This window comes from Brevundimonas sp. GW821-FHT12E07 (assembly GCF_058807035.1).
Genome location: NZ_JBXAQH010000001.1, coordinates 912,119 through 929,569 on the forward strand (window position 1 = coordinate 912,119; position 17,451 = coordinate 929,569).

At 69.1% G+C, this 17,451-nt stretch carries 19 protein-coding genes; 6 read left to right on the top strand and 13 right to left on the bottom strand.

Annotated features, from left to right (window positions below; genetic code table 11):
• The first annotated feature begins 32 nt into the window (after positions 1 to 32).
• From mraY to AC1ROD_RS04530, 5 genes are read left to right on the top strand one after another with little or no spacing between them, the layout of a single operon-like run.
• Entirely contained in the window at positions 33 to 1,142 is a 1,110-nt protein-coding gene (mraY, locus tag AC1ROD_RS04510; RefSeq protein WP_492947054.1) for a phospho-N-acetylmuramoyl-pentapeptide-transferase, read from the top strand.
• Positions 1,143 to 1,146: 4 nt separating this feature from the next.
• Entirely contained in the window at positions 1,147 to 2,586 is a 1,440-nt protein-coding gene (gene murD / locus AC1ROD_RS04515) for a UDP-N-acetylmuramoyl-L-alanine--D-glutamate ligase (RefSeq protein ID WP_492947055.1), read from the top strand.
• Between the two features lie 6 nt (positions 2,587 to 2,592).
• Positions 2,593 to 3,777: a putative lipid II flippase FtsW gene (ftsW, locus tag AC1ROD_RS04520; protein ID WP_492947056.1), complete on the top strand. Its 1,185-nt coding sequence runs from the start codon at positions 2,593 to 2,595 to the stop codon at positions 3,775 to 3,777.
• A gap of 7 nt (positions 3,778 to 3,784) precedes the next feature.
• Complete coding sequence (murG, locus tag AC1ROD_RS04525; protein ID WP_492947057.1) at positions 3,785 to 4,867, top strand: undecaprenyldiphospho-muramoylpentapeptide beta-N-acetylglucosaminyltransferase; 1,083 nt, start codon at positions 3,785 to 3,787, stop codon at positions 4,865 to 4,867.
• Between the two features lie 44 nt (positions 4,868 to 4,911).
• Positions 4,912 to 6,057, top strand: a complete 1,146-nt coding sequence (locus AC1ROD_RS04530) for a mechanosensitive ion channel family protein (protein WP_492947058.1) — start codon at positions 4,912 to 4,914, stop codon at positions 6,055 to 6,057.
• Here AC1ROD_RS04530 and AC1ROD_RS04535 read toward each other — a convergent pair.
• From AC1ROD_RS04535 to AC1ROD_RS04545, 3 genes are all read right to left on the bottom strand, one after another.
• A complete protein-coding gene (locus tag AC1ROD_RS04535) occupies positions 6,005 to 6,448 on the bottom strand; it encodes a hypothetical protein (RefSeq protein ID WP_492947059.1) in 444 nt (147 codons plus the stop codon). The genes AC1ROD_RS04530 and AC1ROD_RS04535 overlap by 53 nt on opposite strands.
• Positions 6,449 to 6,453: 5 nt before the next feature.
• Positions 6,454 to 7,272 carry a type I methionyl aminopeptidase gene (map, locus tag AC1ROD_RS04540; RefSeq protein ID WP_492031776.1) on the bottom strand — a complete coding sequence of 273 codons (819 nt, stop codon included), beginning with the start codon at positions 7,270 to 7,272 and terminating at the stop codon, positions 6,454 to 6,456.
• Between the two features lie 102 nt (positions 7,273 to 7,374).
• The gene (locus tag AC1ROD_RS04545) at positions 7,375 to 7,812 is read right to left on the bottom strand and encodes a MarR family winged helix-turn-helix transcriptional regulator (protein ID WP_492947060.1); all 438 of its coding nucleotides are present in this window, start codon (positions 7,810 to 7,812) and stop codon (positions 7,375 to 7,377) included.
• A gap of 50 nt (positions 7,813 to 7,862) precedes the next feature.
• On the opposite strand from AC1ROD_RS04545, the gene AC1ROD_RS04550 reads away from it, so the two are divergent.
• On the top strand, positions 7,863 to 8,525 hold the full coding sequence (locus AC1ROD_RS04550; protein WP_492947061.1) for a glutathione S-transferase family protein: 663 nt from the start codon (positions 7,863 to 7,865) through the stop codon (positions 8,523 to 8,525).
• Positions 8,526 to 8,527: 2 nt separating this feature from the next.
• On the opposite strand, the gene AC1ROD_RS04555 is transcribed toward AC1ROD_RS04550, so the two are convergent.
• From AC1ROD_RS04555 to AC1ROD_RS04600, 10 genes are all read right to left on the bottom strand, one after another.
• Entirely contained in the window at positions 8,528 to 9,181 is a 654-nt protein-coding gene (locus tag AC1ROD_RS04555; protein WP_492947062.1) for a glutathione S-transferase family protein, read from the bottom strand.
• Entirely contained in the window at positions 9,178 to 9,654 is a 477-nt protein-coding gene (locus AC1ROD_RS04560) for an SRPBCC domain-containing protein (RefSeq protein ID WP_492947063.1), read from the bottom strand. The genes AC1ROD_RS04555 and AC1ROD_RS04560 overlap by 4 nt, the downstream gene beginning before the upstream one ends.
• Positions 9,651 to 10,007 carry an ArsR/SmtB family transcription factor gene (locus AC1ROD_RS04565; protein WP_492947064.1) on the bottom strand — a complete coding sequence of 119 codons (357 nt, stop codon included), beginning with the start codon at positions 10,005 to 10,007 and terminating at the stop codon, positions 9,651 to 9,653. The genes AC1ROD_RS04560 and AC1ROD_RS04565 overlap by 4 nt, the downstream gene beginning before the upstream one ends.
• A 56-nt stretch (positions 10,008 to 10,063) precedes the next feature.
• Complete coding sequence (locus AC1ROD_RS04570) at positions 10,064 to 10,741, bottom strand: SDR family oxidoreductase (RefSeq protein ID WP_492947065.1); 678 nt, start codon at positions 10,739 to 10,741, stop codon at positions 10,064 to 10,066.
• Positions 10,742 to 10,781: 40 nt separating this feature from the next.
• Positions 10,782 to 14,219 (bottom strand): AAA family ATPase, encoded by a 3,438-nt coding sequence (locus AC1ROD_RS04575; RefSeq protein ID WP_492947066.1) that lies wholly within the window; start codon positions 14,217 to 14,219, stop codon positions 10,782 to 10,784.
• A gap of 21 nt (positions 14,220 to 14,240) precedes the next feature.
• Positions 14,241 to 14,849: a thioredoxin domain-containing protein gene (locus AC1ROD_RS04580; RefSeq protein WP_492947067.1), complete on the bottom strand. Its 609-nt coding sequence runs from the start codon at positions 14,847 to 14,849 to the stop codon at positions 14,241 to 14,243.
• Between the two features lie 4 nt (positions 14,850 to 14,853).
• Entirely contained in the window at positions 14,854 to 15,471 is a 618-nt protein-coding gene (locus tag AC1ROD_RS04585; RefSeq protein ID WP_492947068.1) for a DsbA family protein, read from the bottom strand.
• Between the two features lie 3 nt (positions 15,472 to 15,474).
• A complete protein-coding gene (locus AC1ROD_RS04590; protein ID WP_492947069.1) occupies positions 15,475 to 16,101 on the bottom strand; it encodes a DsbA family protein in 627 nt (208 codons plus the stop codon).
• Positions 16,102 to 16,124: 23 nt separating this feature from the next.
• Positions 16,125 to 16,763, bottom strand: coding sequence for a DsbA family protein (locus AC1ROD_RS04595; RefSeq protein ID WP_492947070.1), 639 nt, complete (start codon positions 16,761 to 16,763; stop codon positions 16,125 to 16,127).
• A gap of 95 nt (positions 16,764 to 16,858) precedes the next feature.
• On the bottom strand, positions 16,859 to 17,431 hold the full coding sequence (locus tag AC1ROD_RS04600; protein WP_492947071.1) for a DUF721 domain-containing protein: 573 nt from the start codon (positions 17,429 to 17,431) through the stop codon (positions 16,859 to 16,861).
• Between the last annotated feature and the right edge of the window lie 20 nt (positions 17,432 to 17,451).

Sequence of the window (17,451 nt, forward strand, 5' to 3'; positions counted from 1 at the left end):
GCCGGACAAGGGACAAGGAAAGCCCCTCACCGATGTTCTACCTGCTGTACCTGCACTACGCCGACGTGGCGAAGGACTATCCGCTTCTCCACCTGATCCAGTATCAGACGGTGCGCGTCGCCCTGGCGATGGCCACGGCGATGATCGTGGCGGTGGCGATGGGCAGCCGGTTCATCAACTGGATTCGCGCCAAACAGGGCCGGGGACAGCCGATCCGCGACGACGGCCCGGTCTCGCACCTGTCCAAGGTCGGAACCCCGACCATGGGTGGTCTGATGATCCTGGCGGGCATCGGCGTCGCCGTCCTGCTCTGGGGCGACCTGACCAACCCCTATATCTGGATCGTCAGCTTCGTGACGGCGGCCTTCGGGGTGCTGGGCTTCATCGACGACTACGCCAAGGTGACCAAACAGACTTCGGCCGGCCTGACCTCGAAACAGAAGCTGCTGGCCCAGCTGGTCGTCTCGGTCATCGCCGGCATCGCCACGGTCGCCTGGATGACCCAGTCGCCGACCTCGCCGAACCTTGAGACCTCGATCGCCTTCCCGTTCTTCAAGAACGTGCTGCTCAACATCGGCTGGTTCTACGTAGCCTTCGCCGCCTTCACGATCATCGGCTTCTCCAACGCCGTGAACCTGACCGACGGCCTCGACGGCCTGGCCATCGTGCCGGTGATGATGGCCTCGGCCGCGTTCGGCCTGATCGCCTATCTCGTGGGTAACTTCATCTTCGCCGAGTATCTGGGCGTCCACCACGTGCCGGGCTCGGGCGAGCTGGCCATCTTCTGCGCCGCCATCATCGGCGGGGGCACGGGCTTCCTCTGGTACAACGCCCCGCCGGCCAAGATCTTCATGGGCGACACCGGGTCACTGGCCCTGGGCGGCGCGCTCGGCTCCATCGCCGTGGCCACCAAGCACGAGCTGGTGCTGGGCATCGTCGGCGGCCTGTTCGTGCTGGAGGCGGCCTCGGTGATGATCCAGGTCGGCTATTACAAGGTCACCAAGAAGCGCATCTTCCTGATGGCGCCGATCCACCACCATTTCGAAAAGCTGGGCTGGCCGGAATCGACCGTGGTGATCCGCTTCTGGATCGTCGCCGCCATGCTGGCTCTCGCCGGTCTCGCCACCCTGAAGCTGCGCTGATCCCATGATCGCGGTTCCCGGATTCGAGAACCGTCGGGTCGCCGTCTTCGGCCTGGGCCGGTCGGGGATCACGGCGGCGCGGGCGCTGCATGCGGGCGGGGCCATCCCCATCCTGTGGGACGACGGCGTCTCGGGCCGGATGCAGGCCGAGGCCGAGGGCTTCACGGTTGAGGACCTGACCACCGCCGACTGGAGCCGGTTCGCGGCCCTGATCCTCTCGCCCGGCGCGCCCCTCACCCATCCGAAACCGCACTGGACGGTGGACAAGGCCAGGGCCGCGGGCGTCGAGGTGATCGGCGACGTCGAGCTGTTCGCCCGGGCCCTGGCCGCCACGCCCGAGGCCGTGCGGCCCAAGGTCGTCGCCATCACCGGCACCAACGGCAAATCGACCACCACCGCCTTGACCGGCTGGGTGCTCAAACAGGCCGGTATGAAGGTCGCCGTCGGCGGCAATATCGGCATCGGCGTCCTGGCCCTGCCGGCCCCCGCCGAGGTCCAGGTCTATGTGATCGAGGTCTCCAGCTACCAGCTGGACCTGACGACCAGCTTCGCGCCCGATGTGGCGATCCTGACCAACATCACCCCCGACCATCTGGATCGGCACGGCGGGATGGAGGGCTATGTCGCGGCCAAGAAGAAGATCTTCCGGGGTGATGGGACCCACAAATATCTCGGCGTGGACGATGCCTTTGGCCGCGCCCTCCTGACCGAACTTCGCGCCCGCGGCGCCGTCGACGAGGTCTCGGTCGTCGCGCCGCTGGACGGTGTGACGGGGATGTATCTGGACGACGGCTGGCTGACCTACAATGTGCGCCACGAGCCGAAGGGTCCGGTCGTGCCGTGCAGGATCGTGGACCTGTCGCAGGCGCGCTCGCTGCCCGGCCGGCACAACGCCCAGAACGCAGCCTTCGCCTTCCTCGTCGCGACCGATCTGGGCATTCCGGAGGAGATGGTCATCGAGGGCCTGACGAGCTTTCCGGGCCTCGCCCATCGGATGGAAACGGTCGGTCAAATTTCTGATCAAACCGGCCAATCGGGGACGATCAAATTCGTCAACGACTCCAAGGCCACCAATGCCGACGCCGCGCGTCAGGCCCTGACGTCCTACCCGGCCGTCTTCTGGATCGCGGGCGGCAAGGCCAAGGACGGGGGCATCGACGACCTGACCGACCTCTTCGGCGTGATCACCAAGGCCTATCTGATCGGGGAGGCGGCCGAGGCCTTTGCGAAGACCCTGGGCGACGTCCCGCATGTGATTTCGAAGACCCTCGACGTCGCCGTCGCGGCGGCCGCGGAGGATGCGAAGGCCGCGGGAGGCGAGCAGATCGTGCTCCTGTCGCCGGCCTGCGCCTCCTTCGATCAATATCCGGACTTCGAGGCGCGCGGAGAGGCGTTCCGGGCGGCGGCTCTTAACCTTGGAGCTACCCCTCTCGTTCATGGTTAGCGAACCATGACCAGCCCGACCTACAGCCCCGCTTTCTCGCGCAACGACCAGAGCCCGATCGCCCAGTGGTTCTGGACCGTCGACCGCGCCCTGCTGGGGGCCGCGCTGGTGCTGATGTCGCTGGGCGTGGCGCTGAGCTTCGCCTCGTCGCCGGCCGCCATCCTGGCCGATGAATCGATCACCGATCCCTTCCACTATTCCTGGCGAATGATCGTCTGGGCCTCCATCGGGGGCGGGATCATGCTGACGGTGTCGCTGTTCTCGCCGCGCGGCGTACGGCGTCTGGCGGTGCTGGGCCTGCTCGGCGCCATCGTCGTCATGGCCGCCCTGCCGTTCATCGGCGATGAAGTGAAGGGCGCGGCCCGTTGGGTGAACCTGGGCCCGTTCAGCCTTCAGCCGTCCGAGTTCGTCAAACCCTGCCTGATCATCTTCGCGGCCTGGATGTTCGCCGAGGGCCAGAAGGGGCAGGGGGTGCCCGGCGTCTCGATCGCCTTCGGCTTCTGGGCGCTGGTCGTCGGCCTGCTGCTGATCCAGCCGGACATCGGCCAGACCCTGCTGATCACCACCACCTTCATGTGCGTCTTCTTCATGGCCGGGGTGCCGCTGAAGTGGATGGCGGTGCTGGCCGCCGCCGCCGCCGGCGGGGTGGTCTCGCTCTATTTCATGTTCGGCCATATGCGCGACCGCCTGAGCCGGTTCACCAATCCCGAGACCACCGACACCCACCAGATCGACCGCGCCTCGGACGCCATTCGCGCGGGCGGCCTGTTCGGACGCGGCGTCGGCGAGGGCGTCATGAAGCGCCACGTGCCCGACCTGCACACCGACTTCATCTATTCGGTCGCCGCGGAAGAGTTCGGCCTGGTGCTCAGCCTGACGATCATCGGCCTGTACGCCTTCATCGTCATTCGCGGCATGCGCCGGGCGATGAAGCTGAACGACCCATTCGAGCAGACGGCGGCGGCGGGCCTGTTCATCCTGATCGGGCTGCAGGCCTGCATCAACTGCGCGGTGAACCTGAACCTGATCCCGACCAAGGGCATGACCCTGCCCTTCATCAGCTATGGTGGCTCGTCCATGCTCGCCATGGGTCTGACGATGGGGCTGGCTCTGGCCTTGACCCGCCGCCGTCCCGGCGCCTACGAGCCGGGGGCCAGCCTGTCGCGTCCGCGTCGGCGTATCCTGCCTTAGGGTTCACATGTCGTCCAAAGTCTGCGTCGCCGCCGCCGGGGGCACCGGCGGTCACATGTTCCCGGCCGAGGCCCTGTCGCGCGAGCTGACGGCGCGGGGCTGGCGGGTGGTTCTTGCGACCGACCAGCGCGGCGAGAAATACGCCGCCAACTTCCCGGCCGAGGAAAAGCTCTATCTCGACACCGCGACCGGCTCGGGCCCCGTCGCCCTCTTGAAGGCCGGTCTGGCGATCACCCGGGGCGTGCTGCAGGCGCGTTCGGCCTTCAGCCGTCTGGATGCCGGTGTCGTGGTCGGCTTCGGCGGATATCCTTCGGCCCCGGCGCTGGTGGCGGCCTTGACGCAGAACAAGCCGACCCTGATCCACGAACAGAACGCGGTGCTGGGCCGCACCAACCGGCTGCTGGCCGGGCGGGTGAAGGGGGTGGCCTCCTCCTTCCCCACCCTGAAGCATGCGCCCGAGGGGCTGAAGGCCGAGGTGGTCGGCAGCCCGGTCCGGGCCGAGATCCGCGCCCTGTTCGACCGGTCCTATGTGGCCCCGACGCCTGATGGGCCGATCCATGTGCTGGTGACCGGAGGCAGCCAGGGCGCGCGCATCCTGTCCGAGACCACGCCCCGGTCGCTGGCGGCCCTGCCCGAGGCCATCCGCAAGCGTCTGAAGGTCCAGCAGCAGTCGCGGCCCGAAGCCCTCGAGGCCGCGCGCCAGATCTATCTGGAGGCCGGGATCGACGCCGTCGTCGCCCCCTTCTTCCGCGACATGGCCACGCGCCTGTCCGAGGCCCATCTGGTTATCGGCCGGGCCGGCGCCTCGACCTGCGCCGAGCTGGCCGTCGCCGCCCTGCCGTCGGTCCTGATCCCGCTGAAGATCGCCACCGACGACCACCAGACGCTCAATGCAAAGGCTCTGACAGACGTCGAGGCCGCCGTGGTGATCGCCGAGGACGACGTCACCGTCGACCGTCTGACCGACGTGCTGGTTCCGCTCCTGTCCGACCCGGTGAAGCTGGCGGTGATGAGCGCGGCGGCGAAGTCGGTGGCCATTCCCGACGCGGCCCAGCGTCTGGCCGATCTGGTCGAGGCGACGGCCCGGTAGTTCGCAACTGCGAAACAGGGCGGCGGCTGGCGCGTTAAACGCCGATGCCTCCCGAAATCCACAACATCACCCGCGAGATCGCCGTCCTGTGGCGACAGTTCAACTGGCTGCCCGAATGGGCGGTGGTGGCGATCGTGCTCGCCGTCTTCGTCGGCGGCGGCTGGATCGTGCACAAGCTGGTCTTCGCCGTCCTGAGGCAGGCGGTGAAGAACCGCGACGTCTTCTGGCGCGGCGTGGTCGAGCGCGGGCGGGCCAAGCTGCGAGTCATGATGATCATCGTCGCCCTGGGCATCGGGGTGACGGTTTCGCCCATCGACCCGGGACCCTCGGCGCAGATCCGCGCGGCCTTGCTGTTCGCCTTCATCCTGACGCTGGGCTGGCTGGCGTCGGGCGTGCTGGACATGTGGACGGCCATGCATCTGAGGCGGTTCAATATCACCGCCGAGGACAATCTGGTCGCGCGCAAACACTATACCCAGACCCGCATCCTGCAGCGGGTGGCCAAGGTGCTGCTGCTGATCGTCACCGTCGGTCTGGCCCTGATGACCATCGCCGGCTTTCGTCAGTGGGGCGTCAGTCTGCTGGCCTCGGCGGGGGTGGTCGGCATCATCGCCGGTCTGGCCCTGCAGCCGGTCCTGACCAATCTGCTGGCCGGCATCCAGATCGCCCTGACCCAGCCGATCCGCATCGACGACGCCGTTATCGTCGAGAACGAGTGGGGCAATGTCGAGGAGATCACCGCGACCTATGTGGTCGTGAAGCTGTGGGACTGGCGGCGAATGGTGCTGCCGCTCAGCTGGTTCATCACCAACCCCTTCCAGAACTGGACGCGCGAGAGCGCGCGGCTGATCGGCACGGCCATGTTCTATGTCGACTACGAAGCCCCCATCGACCGGCTGCGCGAGGCCTTCGAGGGGATCGTGAAGTCGTCAAAGCTCTGGGACGGCGACGTTCAGGTGATGCAGGTCACCGACATCACCGAACGGGTGATGCAGGTGCGCTGCCTGGCCAGCGCCCGCTCGGCGCCGGTCGCCTTCGACCTGCGCTGCGAGATCCGCGAGAAGCTGATGGCCTTCATGCGCGACCAGTGCCCGGAGGCCCTGCCGAGGGACCGGCTGGACTGGCAGAGGGGCGAAACTATTCCGCCAGAGCGGCTCGTCCACGCCGAACCGCGTCCTCAAGCGTCGTAGCCTCCGCAGGACGGCTTGGGTCGCCACAGGCCGCGGCCAGCAGTTCGGCTGCATCCCCTCCGGGAGCGGCGGCGTAGGCGGGCTGGTTGTCGGGACTGGACGGACCCTCCGCGCCGCCCTCGCGCACCCCGGCGAAATCCAGACGGTCGGCGGTCAGGGCCTTGCAGTCGAAACGCCAGCGCGACCAGCCGCCCCAATAGGCGTTTGCGCCCGCCGTGAAGCCGGGCTCGACCACCTGAAACGACCGCATGGTCGCCACCTCGCCGTCGCGTTCTATCGTCGCCAGATCGGCGAAGACAGCGAACCGGCCCGAGCCGGTCAGGACGAAACGATTGGGTTCAGGCGCGGCCTGTGCCGCCATTGCGACGGCGGCGAGCGCGAAGCCGATCATCAGGCTCAGTTCGGGCGGAACAGGCCGGCGGGGCTGGCCGAGAAGATCTCGACGCCGTCCTCGGTGACGCCGACGGTGTGTTCGCACTGTGCCGACAGGGACTTGTCGCGGGTCACGGCGGTCCAGCCGTCGGACAGGACCTTCACATGCGGCTTGCCCAGATTGACCATGGGCTCGACCGTGAAGCACATGCCGGGCTTGAGCACGGCGCCTTCGCCCTTGCGGCCGTAGTGCAGGACATTGGGGCTGTCGTGGAAGACACGGCCGATGCCGTGACCGCAGAAGTCGCGCACCACGCTCATGCGGGCGGCCTCGACGTGACGCTGGATGACATAGCCGATGTCGCCGAAGGTATTGCCCGGCTTCACCTGCTCCAGACCCAGCATCAGGGCCTCATAGGTGACGTCGATCAGTTTCTTCGAGCGCGGATTGATGTTGCCGACGGCGTACATGCGGCTGGAATCGCCGTGCCAGCCGTCGACGATGACGGTGTGGTCGATGTTGACGATGTCGCCGTCCTTGAGCACCCGGTCGCCCGGAATGCCGTGGCAGACGACGTGGTTGATCGAGGTGCAGACCGTCTTCGTATAGCCCTTGTAGCCCAGGCAGGCGGGCAGGCCGCCGCGGTCGAGGGTGTATTCGCGGATCAGGTCGTCGATCTCGCCGGTCGTGACGCCCGGCACGACGTGCGGGACGATCATGTCGAGAGCCTCAGCGACCAGACGGCCGGCGATGCGCATGCCTTCGAAGTCGTCCTGATCATAGATCCGGATCGCGCTCGACCGGGTGAAGGTCTCGTTGTCCAGTTCGGGGGTCTCGTACATCGGGGGCTCGGAAGGCGGTCGGGGGGTCAGGAGGCAGATGGTCCTTTTACCACAGAACCTCAACCCTGTCCGGAGTGTGGCGTGTCGCAGTTGGGACGGGTTTCAGATCAGGCTGTTCAATCCGGCCCGCAGGGCGTCGCCGCCGCCGGCCAGCGTCGCCTCGATGGCGGCGTGTTCGCGGGTCCAGATCGGTGTGGCGGCGGCCAGAAGGGCCAGGCCCTGTTCGGTCAGGGCGATGCGCCGCCCGCGTCGGTCCTCGGGGTCGGGTTCGATCCGCACCAGCCCCTGCCGCTCCAGCGGCTTGAGATTGGCCGTCACCGTCGACCGGTCCATGGCCAGCAGGTTCGCCACGGCGCCGATGGTCGGCGGCTCGGGCCGGTTCAGGCCGTTCAGCAGGGAGAACTGGCCGCTCGTGATTCCCACCGGCCGCATGGCCTCGTCGAAATGCCGCGACAGCCGCCGCGCCGCCCTCTGGGCGTGCAGGCACAGGCAGTGGTCGCGGATATGAATCGTGGTCGCGAAGGGATGAGGAGTCGACATGAGGTCGATTATGTTGATATCAACGTAAAAGATCAATCCGGAGCGCCGCCATGATCCAGGTCACCGCCTTCAAATGGGTTCCGCCGTTCGCGCAGGGGTCCGTGCGCGACATCCGCGTCCGCTGGGCGCTGGAGGAGGCCGGCATTCCCTATGGCGAACATCTGATCGGGTTCGAGGATCAGGGCACGCCCGAGTATCGCGCCATGCAGCCCTTCGGTCAGGTCCCGGCCTATCGGGAGGGCGACCTGCAGATGTTCGAAAGCTGCGCCATCGTCCTGCATGTGGCGCGCAAGTCCGACGTCCTGATGCCCGCCGACGAGGCCGGGAAGGACCGGGTCACCTGCTGGCTGTTCGCCGCGTCCAACTCCATCGAGCCCTGGGTCGGGCAGCTGGCGACCATCGACCTGTTCGCCGCGGACAGCGCCTGGGGTCAGGAACGCCGCCCGCAGGTGGAGGAGTTCGTGCGCCGTCGTCTGGGCGAGCTGCAGGCGGCGCTGGGCGACCGCAGCTGGTTCGCCGACGACCGCTTCTCGGCCGCCGACATCATCATGACCCACGTCCTGCGCGACCTGCGCCACACGGACATCCTGGCCGACTTCCCGAAGCTGGACGCCTATGTGAAGCGGGCCGAGGCGAGGCCGGCCTTCCAGCGGGCGCTCGCCGACCAACTTGCGCCCTTCCGCGAGACGGAGAAGGCGATGGCGCAGGCCTGATCCTAGTCCCGATCCGGCGCGCCCAGCGGGAAGTAGTGGCGGAAGCGGCGGGCGTCATCGACCGCTCGGGCGAAGGAGGGGCGCTGCAGCAACCGGGCGCGATAGGCCAGCAGGTGGGCGTATCGCTCCGGAATCCGGTGCGTCCAGTCGGCGTAGAACAGCGACGGCGCCGCGGCGCAGTCGGCGATGGTGAAGGTCTCGCCCACCGCCCAGGTCCGGTCCTTCATCCGGTCGTCCAGCCAGGCGTAGCTGGTCTCCAGCATCTCGCGAGCCTGTTTGACGCCGTAGGGATCGCGGGCCTCGGCCGGGCGCAGGCTTTCGAAGACGATGTCGCCCTGGGGCGTCATGACATAGTTGTCGAAGAAGCGGTCCAGCATCCGCGCCTCCAGCGCCAGATCCGCGTCGTCCGGGATCAGCTTCACCGGCCCCGGATAGTGGACAGCCAGATATTCGATGATGACCGAGGTCTCCAGCACCACTCGCTCCCCGTCGCGCATGATCGGGAAGCGCTTGATCGGCCAGAGCGCCGCGAATTCCTCCCCGACGCCGGGGTCCTCCATCATCCGGTAGGTGAAGGGGATGTCGTTCTCGTAAAAAGCGATCAGCGCCTTCTGGCAGTAGGAGGAGAAGGGGTGGGCGAACAGTTCGAGGGTCATGAGAAGGCTTTCGGTTCGCGGCCCTCGATCACGGCCGCCAGATTGTCGATGTGCCAGGCCGTGCCATGCTCGCGGCTGGCCACGGCCTCGGCGCCGCCGACCAGATAGGAGCCCTGTTCGGTGTGGATCAGCCGGGTCCGGCCTTCGCTCTCGGGCCGCAGCTCCAGCGTCTGCAGCGAGACCGACAGCTTATCGCCGTTGTGGAACATGTCGTAGACGAGGATGATCCGTTCATCCTCGACGATGTCGTGGAAGACGGCCTGGAAGTCGGTGACCATGCCGCTGGGCCAGCGGGCATGGAACCGCTCACGCCCCCCGACGCGGAAGTCGAAGTCGCGGTTCAGGGTCTCGATCTCGGACGGCGCCCGGAACCAGGCGCTGCGGGCCTCAAGCGTGCGATAGGCGTCGAAGACCCGGCCCGGCGAGGCGCTCAGCAGCCGCTCGATGACGAAGGTGGCGTTGTGGACGGTCATGGCTTCTCCTCAGGCGCAGTCTTGGGCGCGGTTTGGGCGAGGTACGCTTCCAGCTGGTCGTACTGGCCTTCCCAGAAGCGTTTGCGCTCGGCGATCCAGCGCTCGACCTGGGTCATCGCGGCGATCTCGAGCGTGCAGGTGCGGACGCGGCCGCGCTTCTCGCTCTTCACCAGCCCGGCCTCCTCGAGGACCTTCAGGTGCTGGACGACCGCCGACAGGGTCATGGGCAGGGGTACGGCCAGCTGGCTGACCGAGGCGGGACCCCGGCTCAGCCGTTCGACCATGGCCCGCCGTCTGGGATCGGACAGGGCCTGGAAGGCGAGATCGAGCGGTTCGGGTTGATACTGTAGCATTCACTTAAGTATTGAGGCGGGCGCCGTGGGAGTCAAGCCCGGCGCGCGATCAGCCCCTATTCGACGTAGATCATCTTCTTCGTCATCCCGCCGTCGACGGTCAGGACCTGGCCGGTGACGAAGCCGGCCTCGGCGAGGTAGAGGACGGCTCCCGCGATGTCGTCGGGACGGCCGACGCGGCCGACCGGGTGCTGGTCGTTATCGGCCTTGCTCAGCCCCTTGCCGTCGGAAATCCAGCCGGGCGCGACGGCGTTCACGCGGATCTTCGGCCCCAGGCTGATGGCCATGGCGTGGGTCAGGGCGACCATCGCCCCCTTGGACGCCGCATAGGCCTCTGTGTCGGGCTCGGACATGAAGGCGCGGGTCGAGACCATGTGGACGATGCTGGCGCCCTCGCGCAGCAGCGGGATGGCGGCCCGGCTCATCAGGAAGGCGCCGGTCAGATGGCTGTCGGTGACCTTGCGCCAGTCAGCCAGCGACAGCTCGGCCATCGGCCCCCGGTTCGGCGAGGCGATTCCGGCGTTGTTGACCAGCAGATCCAGCGTCTCCCAGCCCAGTTCGGCGAAGCCCGCCTTGACCGAAGCCTCGTCGCCGACGTCGCAGATCACTGAGCGCGCCCCCTCATGCCCGGGCTTGAGGTCGAACGACGCCACCTCCCACCCGGCCTCGATCAGGGAGGCGCACAGCCCGGTTCCGACAAGTCCGGCGCCGCCGGTGACGATGGCTTTCTTCATGGGTGCCTCAAGCGGCGAGAGGGCGGAGGGTTCCGTCGCGCTACGCCACCAGCTTCTCGGCCTGGTGCAGGTCGACGCTGACCAGCTGGCTGACGCCGCGTTCCGGCATGGTGACGCCGTACAGGCGGTCCATCCGGCTCATGGTCACCGGGTTGTGGGTGATGACGATGAAGCGGGTGTCGGTGCGGCTGCGCATCTCGTGCAGCATGCGGCAGAAGCGGTCGACATTGGCGTCGTCCAGCGGGGCGTCGACTTCGTCCAGCACGCAGACGGGGGCGGGGTTGGCCAGGAAGACCGCGAAGATCAGGGCGGCCGCCGTCAGGGCCTGTTCGCCGCCGGACATCAGGCTCATGACGGACAGCCGCTTGCCGGGCGGGCAGGCAAAGATCTCCAGACCGGCCTCCAGCGGGTCGTCGCTCTCGACCAGCTTCAGCTCGGCCTGACCGCCGCCGAACAGGGCCTCGAACAGGCTCTTGAAGTTGTCGTTGATGACGTCGAAGGCGGCGATCAGCCGTTCGCGGCCCTCGGCGTTCAGCTCGTCGATGCCGTCGCGCAGGCGGGCGATGGCGCCGGTCAGGTCCGAGCGCTCGATGCGCATGGTGTTCAGCCGCTCGCCGTATTCCTCGGCCTCGTCTTCGGCGCGCAGGTTCACGGGCCCCAGCTGTTCGCGCTCGCGCTCCAGACCGTAGAGCAGGCTTTCGGCGCCGGCGGCGTCCGGCGGGCGGGCGATGGCGTCGTCGATCAGCTTCTGGCCCAGCGCCTCGGGCTCCATCTGGGCCGTCTCGCGCACGGTGTTGGCGGCGTCGAGCAGGCGGTCGGCGGCGGCCTCGGCCCGGGCCGACAGACCGGCGCGGGCCTCGCGCGCGGAGGAGGCCGTGGCGTCGGCTGCGCGGCTGGCCCGGTCGGCGTCCCCGGCCTCGCCCTCGGCGACGGCCAGAGCGTCCGAAGAGGCCTTGCGACGGGTCTCGGCGGCAGTCAGGGCGTCCAGCAGGGTGTTGCGTTGGGCGGCGAGAGCTTCGGGGGCAGCGGAAGCCTGTTTGAGCAGGGCGGCGGACTTTTCGGCGTCGGACGCCAAGGTCTTGATGCGGGCGGCGGCGTCCTTCGACCGGGTGGCCCAGCCGTCGCGCTCGCGGGTCAGATTGGCCAGACGGGCTTCGCGGCCCGAGCGCTCGCGGGCCTCGGCGTCGCGGTCGGCGCGGGCCTGGGCCGAGGCGGCGCGGGCGGCGTCGGCGGCGAGGCGGGCGGCGGCCAGCTCGTCCCTCAGCCCGGCCAGGGTCTCGGACGGGGCGTCGACAGACATGGCCTCGGCCAGGGCGGCCTCGGCGGCCTCGACCTCGGTGGTCTGGCGGGCCAGGGTTTCGTCCAGAGCCTGGGCGCGGGCCTCGCGGCGGGCCTGATCGCGGCTCAGGCTCTCGACCTTGTCGCGGGCGGCGGCAGCGGCCTTGTCGGCGGCGAAGGGGGCGAGGCGGGCAGTCTTCACGGCCTCTTCCGCCGCGCGGAAGGCTTCGGTCGCGGCCTTCTGGGCGGCCTGAGCCGTCTCCAGCGCCGGCTTGCCCTCGTCGATGGCGGCTTCGAGTTCGGCCAGTCGCCCGCGCTGGGCCAGACGCACGGCGGCCGGACGCGGCGCCTCGGCGCGCGAGACGAAGCCGTCCCAGCGATAGAGGTCGCCTTCCTTGGTCACCAGACGGGCGCCGGGCGGCAGGCCTTGCGCCAGCTTCGCCGCCTCGGCCTTGTCCGCGACACCGCACAGGGCCAGACGGGCGGCCAGTTGGTCGGGCGCGGTCACATGGGCGGACAGGGGCGAGACGCTTGGGGGCCAGCTCGGGGCAGGGGGCGTGGCGCCCGCCCAATAGGCGGCTGCCTTGGGATCCAGCGCCGCGTCCAGATCGTCGCCCAGCGCGGCGGCGAGCGCGGCCTCATAGCCCTTGTCGGCCGAGACCTTGTCCAGCGCCGGGGCGTGTTCGCGTTTGCTGGTGACCAGAAGGGAGGCGAGGCCGCGCGCCTCGGTCTGAAGGCGACCCAGCTTGTCCTCGGCGGCGCGGGCCTCGGTGCGGGCCTCCTGTTCGGCACGGGCCAGATCGCCGCGCTTGGCCTCGGCGGCCTCCACGGCGGCGCGGGCGGCGGTCAGGGCGGCGGTGGCTTCTTCGAGGGCCGTGCGGGCCGTCGCCAGTTCCGGCGTCTCCAGCGGACCCAGCGCCTCGCGTTCACGCTTCGCCTGATCCAGACCTGAGCGGGCGCGGGCGACGCGGGCTTCCGCATCGCGCTTGCGGGCCGTCTCGGCATTGGCGCGGGCCTCGACGGCGGCCAGGGTCCCGGCCAGACGCTCGACCTCGGCGTCGGCGGCGCGGCGGGCGTCTTCGGCGGCGGTCAGGGCGGCTTCCAGCTCGGGGCCGCGCGCAGGGGCGGCGGCGACCTCGGCGGTCAGGGTTTCGAGCTCTGCGGTCAGGCGGGCCAGTTCGGCGGCCGCGTCCTCCGACATCTTCTCCTCGCGCTCGGCGTCGGCGGCGATGCGCGCGCCCTCGGCCTTCAGCCGGTCGACCTCGGCGCGGGCCTGCTGCTCGGCCATGTCCAGCCGGTCGCGCTCAAGGCTGGCGCGGTGCAGCAGGGCGGCGGCGACGGCGTCCTCCTCGCGCGCGGGCTTGAGGCCTTCCTGCGCCTTCAGGGCGGCGGTCTGGGCGGCGGCGGCGGCGGCGGTCGCCTCGGCCACGGCCCGGTCGGCCTCGCGCAGCTCGCCGGCGGCGGCCTCGGCCGCGACCCGGGCGTCGTTCCAGCGCACGAACAGCAGGGCCGATTGCAGGGCGCGGATCTCGGCCGAGATCTTCTTGTACTTCTCCGCCTGGCGCGCCTCGCGCTTCAGCCGGGTCAGGGCCGTCTCCAGCTCCTTGCCGATGTCGTCGAGGCGTTCGAGGTTCGACTCCGCCGCCTTCAGCCGCAGCTCGGCTTCGTGGCGACGGGTGTGCAGACCGGCGACGCCGCCGGCTTCCTCAAGGATGCGGCGGCGGTTCTGGGGCTTGGCGGCGATCAGCTCACTGATCTGGCCTTGCCGGACGAGCGCGGGCGAATTGGCGCCGGTCGAGGCGTCGGCGAACAGCAGCTGGACGTCGCGGGCCCGGACCTCCTTGCCGTTGATCCGGTAGGTCGAGCCCTGGCCCCGGTCGATCCGCCGCGACACCTCCAGCACCGGACTGTCGGTGAAGGGTTGGGGCGCGCGGCGTTGCGCATTGTCGATGGTCAGCTGGACTTCGGCGTGGTTCCGGGGCGGACGGTTCGAGGCGCCGGCGAAGATGACGTCGTCCATGCCCTGGCCGCGCATGGCCTTGGCCGAGTTGGCGCCCATGACCCAGCGCATGGACTCAAGAACGTTGGACTTGCCGCAGCCGTTGGGGCCGACGATGCCGGTCAGGCCGGGCTCGATCTGGACCTCCGACGCATCGACGAAGGACTTGAAGCCGACGAGGCGGAGGCGCTGGAATTGCATCGCGTCCCCCGGCCCTTCGCGTCAGCGGCCGGAGGCTTCGTCGATGGCGGCGCCCAGGGTCTCGAGCGAGCCGTCGGCGACGACCTTGCCGTCGACGAAGAAGGTCGGCGTCTTGGTCACGCCCGCCGCGATGCCGCCGGTCATGGCCTCGCGAATGGCGGCCAGGGTCGCCGGGTCCTGCACGCAGGCGTTGATTTCCTCACGCGAGCGGCCGCTGACGGCGATGGCGCGGTCGTACCATTCGCTGACCGGGCCGAAGTTCCGCGCCGTCGACTGCCAGCGGTAGAAGGTGTGCAGGACCTCGAAATACTGCTCGGGGGCCGCGCAGCGGGCGATGGCGGCGGCCTGGGTCGCCTCGGTCACCGGCTCGGTCAGCATGTCGCGGAAGACGAAGAGGACCTGGCCCGTGTCGACGTAGCGCTCCTTGAAGGCATACCAGTTCGACATCTGCCATTCGGCGCAGTGGGGGCAGGCGAGGGAGCCGTATTCCACCACCGTCACCGGGGCGCGGGGATTGCCGATGGTCCGGTCGGCCGAGCCGATGCGCGGCAGATTGCCCGCGACCGCCGCCGAAGCCAGCAACGGAGACGCCAGCATCAGGCCCAGGATCAGTCGGCGGAGCATCGACATGGCTTCAGTGTCCCGGACGATGAGCGGCGTCGACGGCGGCGGCGAGGCTGTCCAGCGAGGGATCCGCGATCCGGCGGCCGTTGACGAAGAAGGTCGGCGTGCCCTCGACGCCGGCGGAGGTGGCGCCCTCGATCTCGGCGTCGATCCGGGCCTTGGTGGCGGGATCCGCGAAACAGGCCTTCATTTCGTCCTCGGTGCGGCCGCCGACGGTCACGGCGTCGCGGAGCCAGGTCCGGCTTCCGGCATAGAAGGCCGGCTGGCCGTCGAACAGGGAATCGACCACGGCGAAGAAGCGGTCCGGCCGCGAGCAACGGGCGATGCCGGCGGCGGTCATGGCGAAGTCCTCGGGCGAGGTCGGCAGGTTGCGATAGACGAACTTCACCTTGCCGGTGTCGATGAAGCGCGCCTTGAAGGCCGGATAGACATCCTTGTGCCAGGCCGCGCAGTGCGGACAGACGAAGGAGGCGTATTCCACCACCGTCACCGGGGCGTCGGCGCGGCCCAGAACGCGGTCCTCGGCGGTGACCGGCGGCAGATCGCCGGCCAGAACCGGCGTTGCGGCGGTCGCCAGCGGCGCTGTCGCCAAGGTCAGGATCAGGAAGAGACGGCGGAACAGACCCATGGCTTACTTGGCCAGCTCGGCGTCGATGGCCTTGGCCAGGTCCACCAGATGCGTGCCTTCGTCGCTGCCGGGGGTGATCACGTCCTTGCCGTTGACCTTGAAGGTCGGGGTGCCGGTGACGCCCGCGGCGGTCGCGGCCTGGATGCGCTTCTCCAGGGCGGCGATGTTGTCCGGGTTGGTGATGCAGGCGGTGTACTGCTCCTGGCTGAAGCCGAAGGCCTGGGCCGTCTTTACCAGCGAGGCGTTGGGGGACAGGGCGCCCGAGCGCCATTCGTCCTGGTTGGCCAGAAGCTCGTGCATGACGTCGAAATACTTGTCCGGACCGGCGCAGCGGGCCAGCAGGATGCCGGCGGTGGCGACGTCCTGTGGCGGGGTCGGCAGCTCGCGGAAGATGTAGCGGACCTTCTTGGTGTCCACGTACCGGGTCTTGAACGCCGGCCAGGTGTTCTTCTGCCACAGGGCGCAGTGAGGGCAGGACGGCGAGGCGTATTCGATCACCGTGACCTTGGCGCCGTCGGCAGCGCCCAGGGCCATGTCGCCCTCGGCGGGCTTGCCCGCGCCGCCGCAGGCCGCGAGGGCGAGGGCCAGAAGGGCGACGACCGATCCGGTCAGTTTCTGCGAGAAGGTCATGTTCGTTTCCGGATCAGCTGGTTTCACTTGGCGAGGGCGGCGTCGATCTTGGCCGACAGGCTGGCCAGGCTCGAGTCGGCGACCTTCTCGCCGTTGACGAAGAAGCTCGGCGTGCCCTCCACCCCGGCGTCGAGCCCCGCCTTGACCCGCTTGTCCAGAGCCTCGGCGGCCTTGGTGTCGGTGACGCAGGCCTCGAACTGGGCCTCGCTGAGACCGGCGCCCTGGGCGATGCGCAGCAGGGTGGTGCGCGGCGGCGTGCCGCCGAAGATCTCGGCCTGGCTGGCCATGATCTCGTGGATCACGTCGAAATATTTGTCCGGACCGGCGCAACGCGCGACCAGAAAGCCGGCGGCCGCCACCGGCACCGGCGCGGTCGGGAACTCGCGGAAGACATAGCGGATTTTGTTGGTGTCGACGTATTTGGCCTTGAAGGCTGGCCAGACCTCTTCCTGCCAGGCGGCGCAGTGGGTGCAGGTGACCGAGGCGTATTCGACGACCGTGACCTTGGCGCCCTTGGCCGCGCCCAGCCCCATGTCGCCCTCGGCTTCCTGATAGCCGCCGCCGCTGCAGGCGGACAGGGCGGTCATGGCGGCCAGGGCCGCGCCGGTGATCGCCGCGCGGCGGCTCATCGATCCGAATTTGAAGGGCTTGCTGGCGCGCATGGGCTCTTTCTACAGGCAATAGCGAACGATGATCACGCGATTCCCCGGGAAGGCGCGCATCGACACCTTTCGAGAACAGGTGCGGCGAAGTTTTGTCAACGGCGCGGGGGGCGGGAGCGCTGTTTCGCCTCGTCCGAAAGCACGGCGCGGCCCAGGCCGGACAGGGCGGCCTTGAGGGCGTCGGGGGCCTTGGCGACCGACTGGGTCAGCTCCGCCTCGGTTCCGGCGTCCAGCGGATCGAAGCGGCGACGCGCGCCCTTCAGGGAGGCGGCGGGCGTGGCCAGGGGCTTCACCGGTCCTTGGGCGATGCGCAGCTTGTCCACCGCGCCGGGGCCGAGGAACAGGTTCACCCGCGAAAGGATTTCGGCCGACTGGTGCTGGACCAGAAGCGCGGCGGGGCCGGCGACGCGCAGCTCCAGCGTCCCACCGGCGCCGGCCTTGCCGCGGGTCAGCTTCTGAGGGCGGGTGACGCGGGCCAGCTGGTCACCGACGATCTCGCGCCAGCGCGGCTCCAGCGCCCCGGCGCCGCGCCCGAATTTCTCGTCCAGCTGTTTGATGAACCCCGTCAGGGCGCGGCCAGCGGGCGGAGCGGGCCGGGGCGCGGGACGCGTGCGGGTACGGGCGAGAATCTCGCGTGCTTCTCTTTCCGTGGGCAGGTCCCGGGCCATGGCCCTATATAGCGCCACTG

What these genes read in the sequence shown, in the direction of transcription:
- mraY (WP_492947054.1), top strand. Translation starts at nt 33, where the DNA reads ATGTTCTACCTGCTGTACCTGCACTACGCCGACGTGGCGAAGGACTAT.
- murD (WP_492947055.1), top strand. Translation starts at nt 1,147, where the DNA reads ATGATCGCGGTTCCCGGATTCGAGAACCGTCGGGTCGCCGTCTTCGGC.
- ftsW (WP_492947056.1), top strand. Translation starts at nt 2,593, where the DNA reads ATGACCAGCCCGACCTACAGCCCCGCTTTCTCGCGCAACGACCAGAGC.
- murG (WP_492947057.1), top strand. Translation starts at nt 3,785, where the DNA reads ATGTCGTCCAAAGTCTGCGTCGCCGCCGCCGGGGGCACCGGCGGTCAC.
- AC1ROD_RS04530 (WP_492947058.1), top strand. Translation starts at nt 4,912, where the DNA reads ATGCCTCCCGAAATCCACAACATCACCCGCGAGATCGCCGTCCTGTGG.
- AC1ROD_RS04535 (WP_492947059.1), bottom strand. Translation starts at nt 6,448, where the DNA reads ATGATCGGCTTCGCGCTCGCCGCCGTCGCAATGGCGGCACAGGCCGCG.
- map (WP_492031776.1), bottom strand. Translation starts at nt 7,272, where the DNA reads ATGTACGAGACCCCCGAACTGGACAACGAGACCTTCACCCGGTCGAGC.
- AC1ROD_RS04545 (WP_492947060.1), bottom strand. Translation starts at nt 7,812, where the DNA reads ATGTCGACTCCTCATCCCTTCGCGACCACGATTCATATCCGCGACCAC.
- AC1ROD_RS04550 (WP_492947061.1), top strand. Translation starts at nt 7,863, where the DNA reads ATGATCCAGGTCACCGCCTTCAAATGGGTTCCGCCGTTCGCGCAGGGG.
- AC1ROD_RS04555 (WP_492947062.1), bottom strand. Translation starts at nt 9,181, where the DNA reads ATGACCCTCGAACTGTTCGCCCACCCCTTCTCCTCCTACTGCCAGAAG.
- AC1ROD_RS04560 (WP_492947063.1), bottom strand. Translation starts at nt 9,654, where the DNA reads ATGACCGTCCACAACGCCACCTTCGTCATCGAGCGGCTGCTGAGCGCC.
- AC1ROD_RS04565 (WP_492947064.1), bottom strand. Translation starts at nt 10,007, where the DNA reads ATGCTACAGTATCAACCCGAACCGCTCGATCTCGCCTTCCAGGCCCTG.
- AC1ROD_RS04570 (WP_492947065.1), bottom strand. Translation starts at nt 10,741, where the DNA reads ATGAAGAAAGCCATCGTCACCGGCGGCGCCGGACTTGTCGGAACCGGG.
- AC1ROD_RS04575 (WP_492947066.1), bottom strand. Translation starts at nt 14,219, where the DNA reads ATGCAATTCCAGCGCCTCCGCCTCGTCGGCTTCAAGTCCTTCGTCGAT.
- AC1ROD_RS04580 (WP_492947067.1), bottom strand. Translation starts at nt 14,849, where the DNA reads ATGTCGATGCTCCGCCGACTGATCCTGGGCCTGATGCTGGCGTCTCCG.
- AC1ROD_RS04585 (WP_492947068.1), bottom strand. Translation starts at nt 15,471, where the DNA reads ATGGGTCTGTTCCGCCGTCTCTTCCTGATCCTGACCTTGGCGACAGCG.
- AC1ROD_RS04590 (WP_492947069.1), bottom strand. Translation starts at nt 16,101, where the DNA reads ATGACCTTCTCGCAGAAACTGACCGGATCGGTCGTCGCCCTTCTGGCC.
- AC1ROD_RS04595 (WP_492947070.1), bottom strand. Translation starts at nt 16,763, where the DNA reads ATGCGCGCCAGCAAGCCCTTCAAATTCGGATCGATGAGCCGCCGCGCG.
- AC1ROD_RS04600 (WP_492947071.1), bottom strand. Translation starts at nt 17,431, where the DNA reads ATGGCCCGGGACCTGCCCACGGAAAGAGAAGCACGCGAGATTCTCGCC.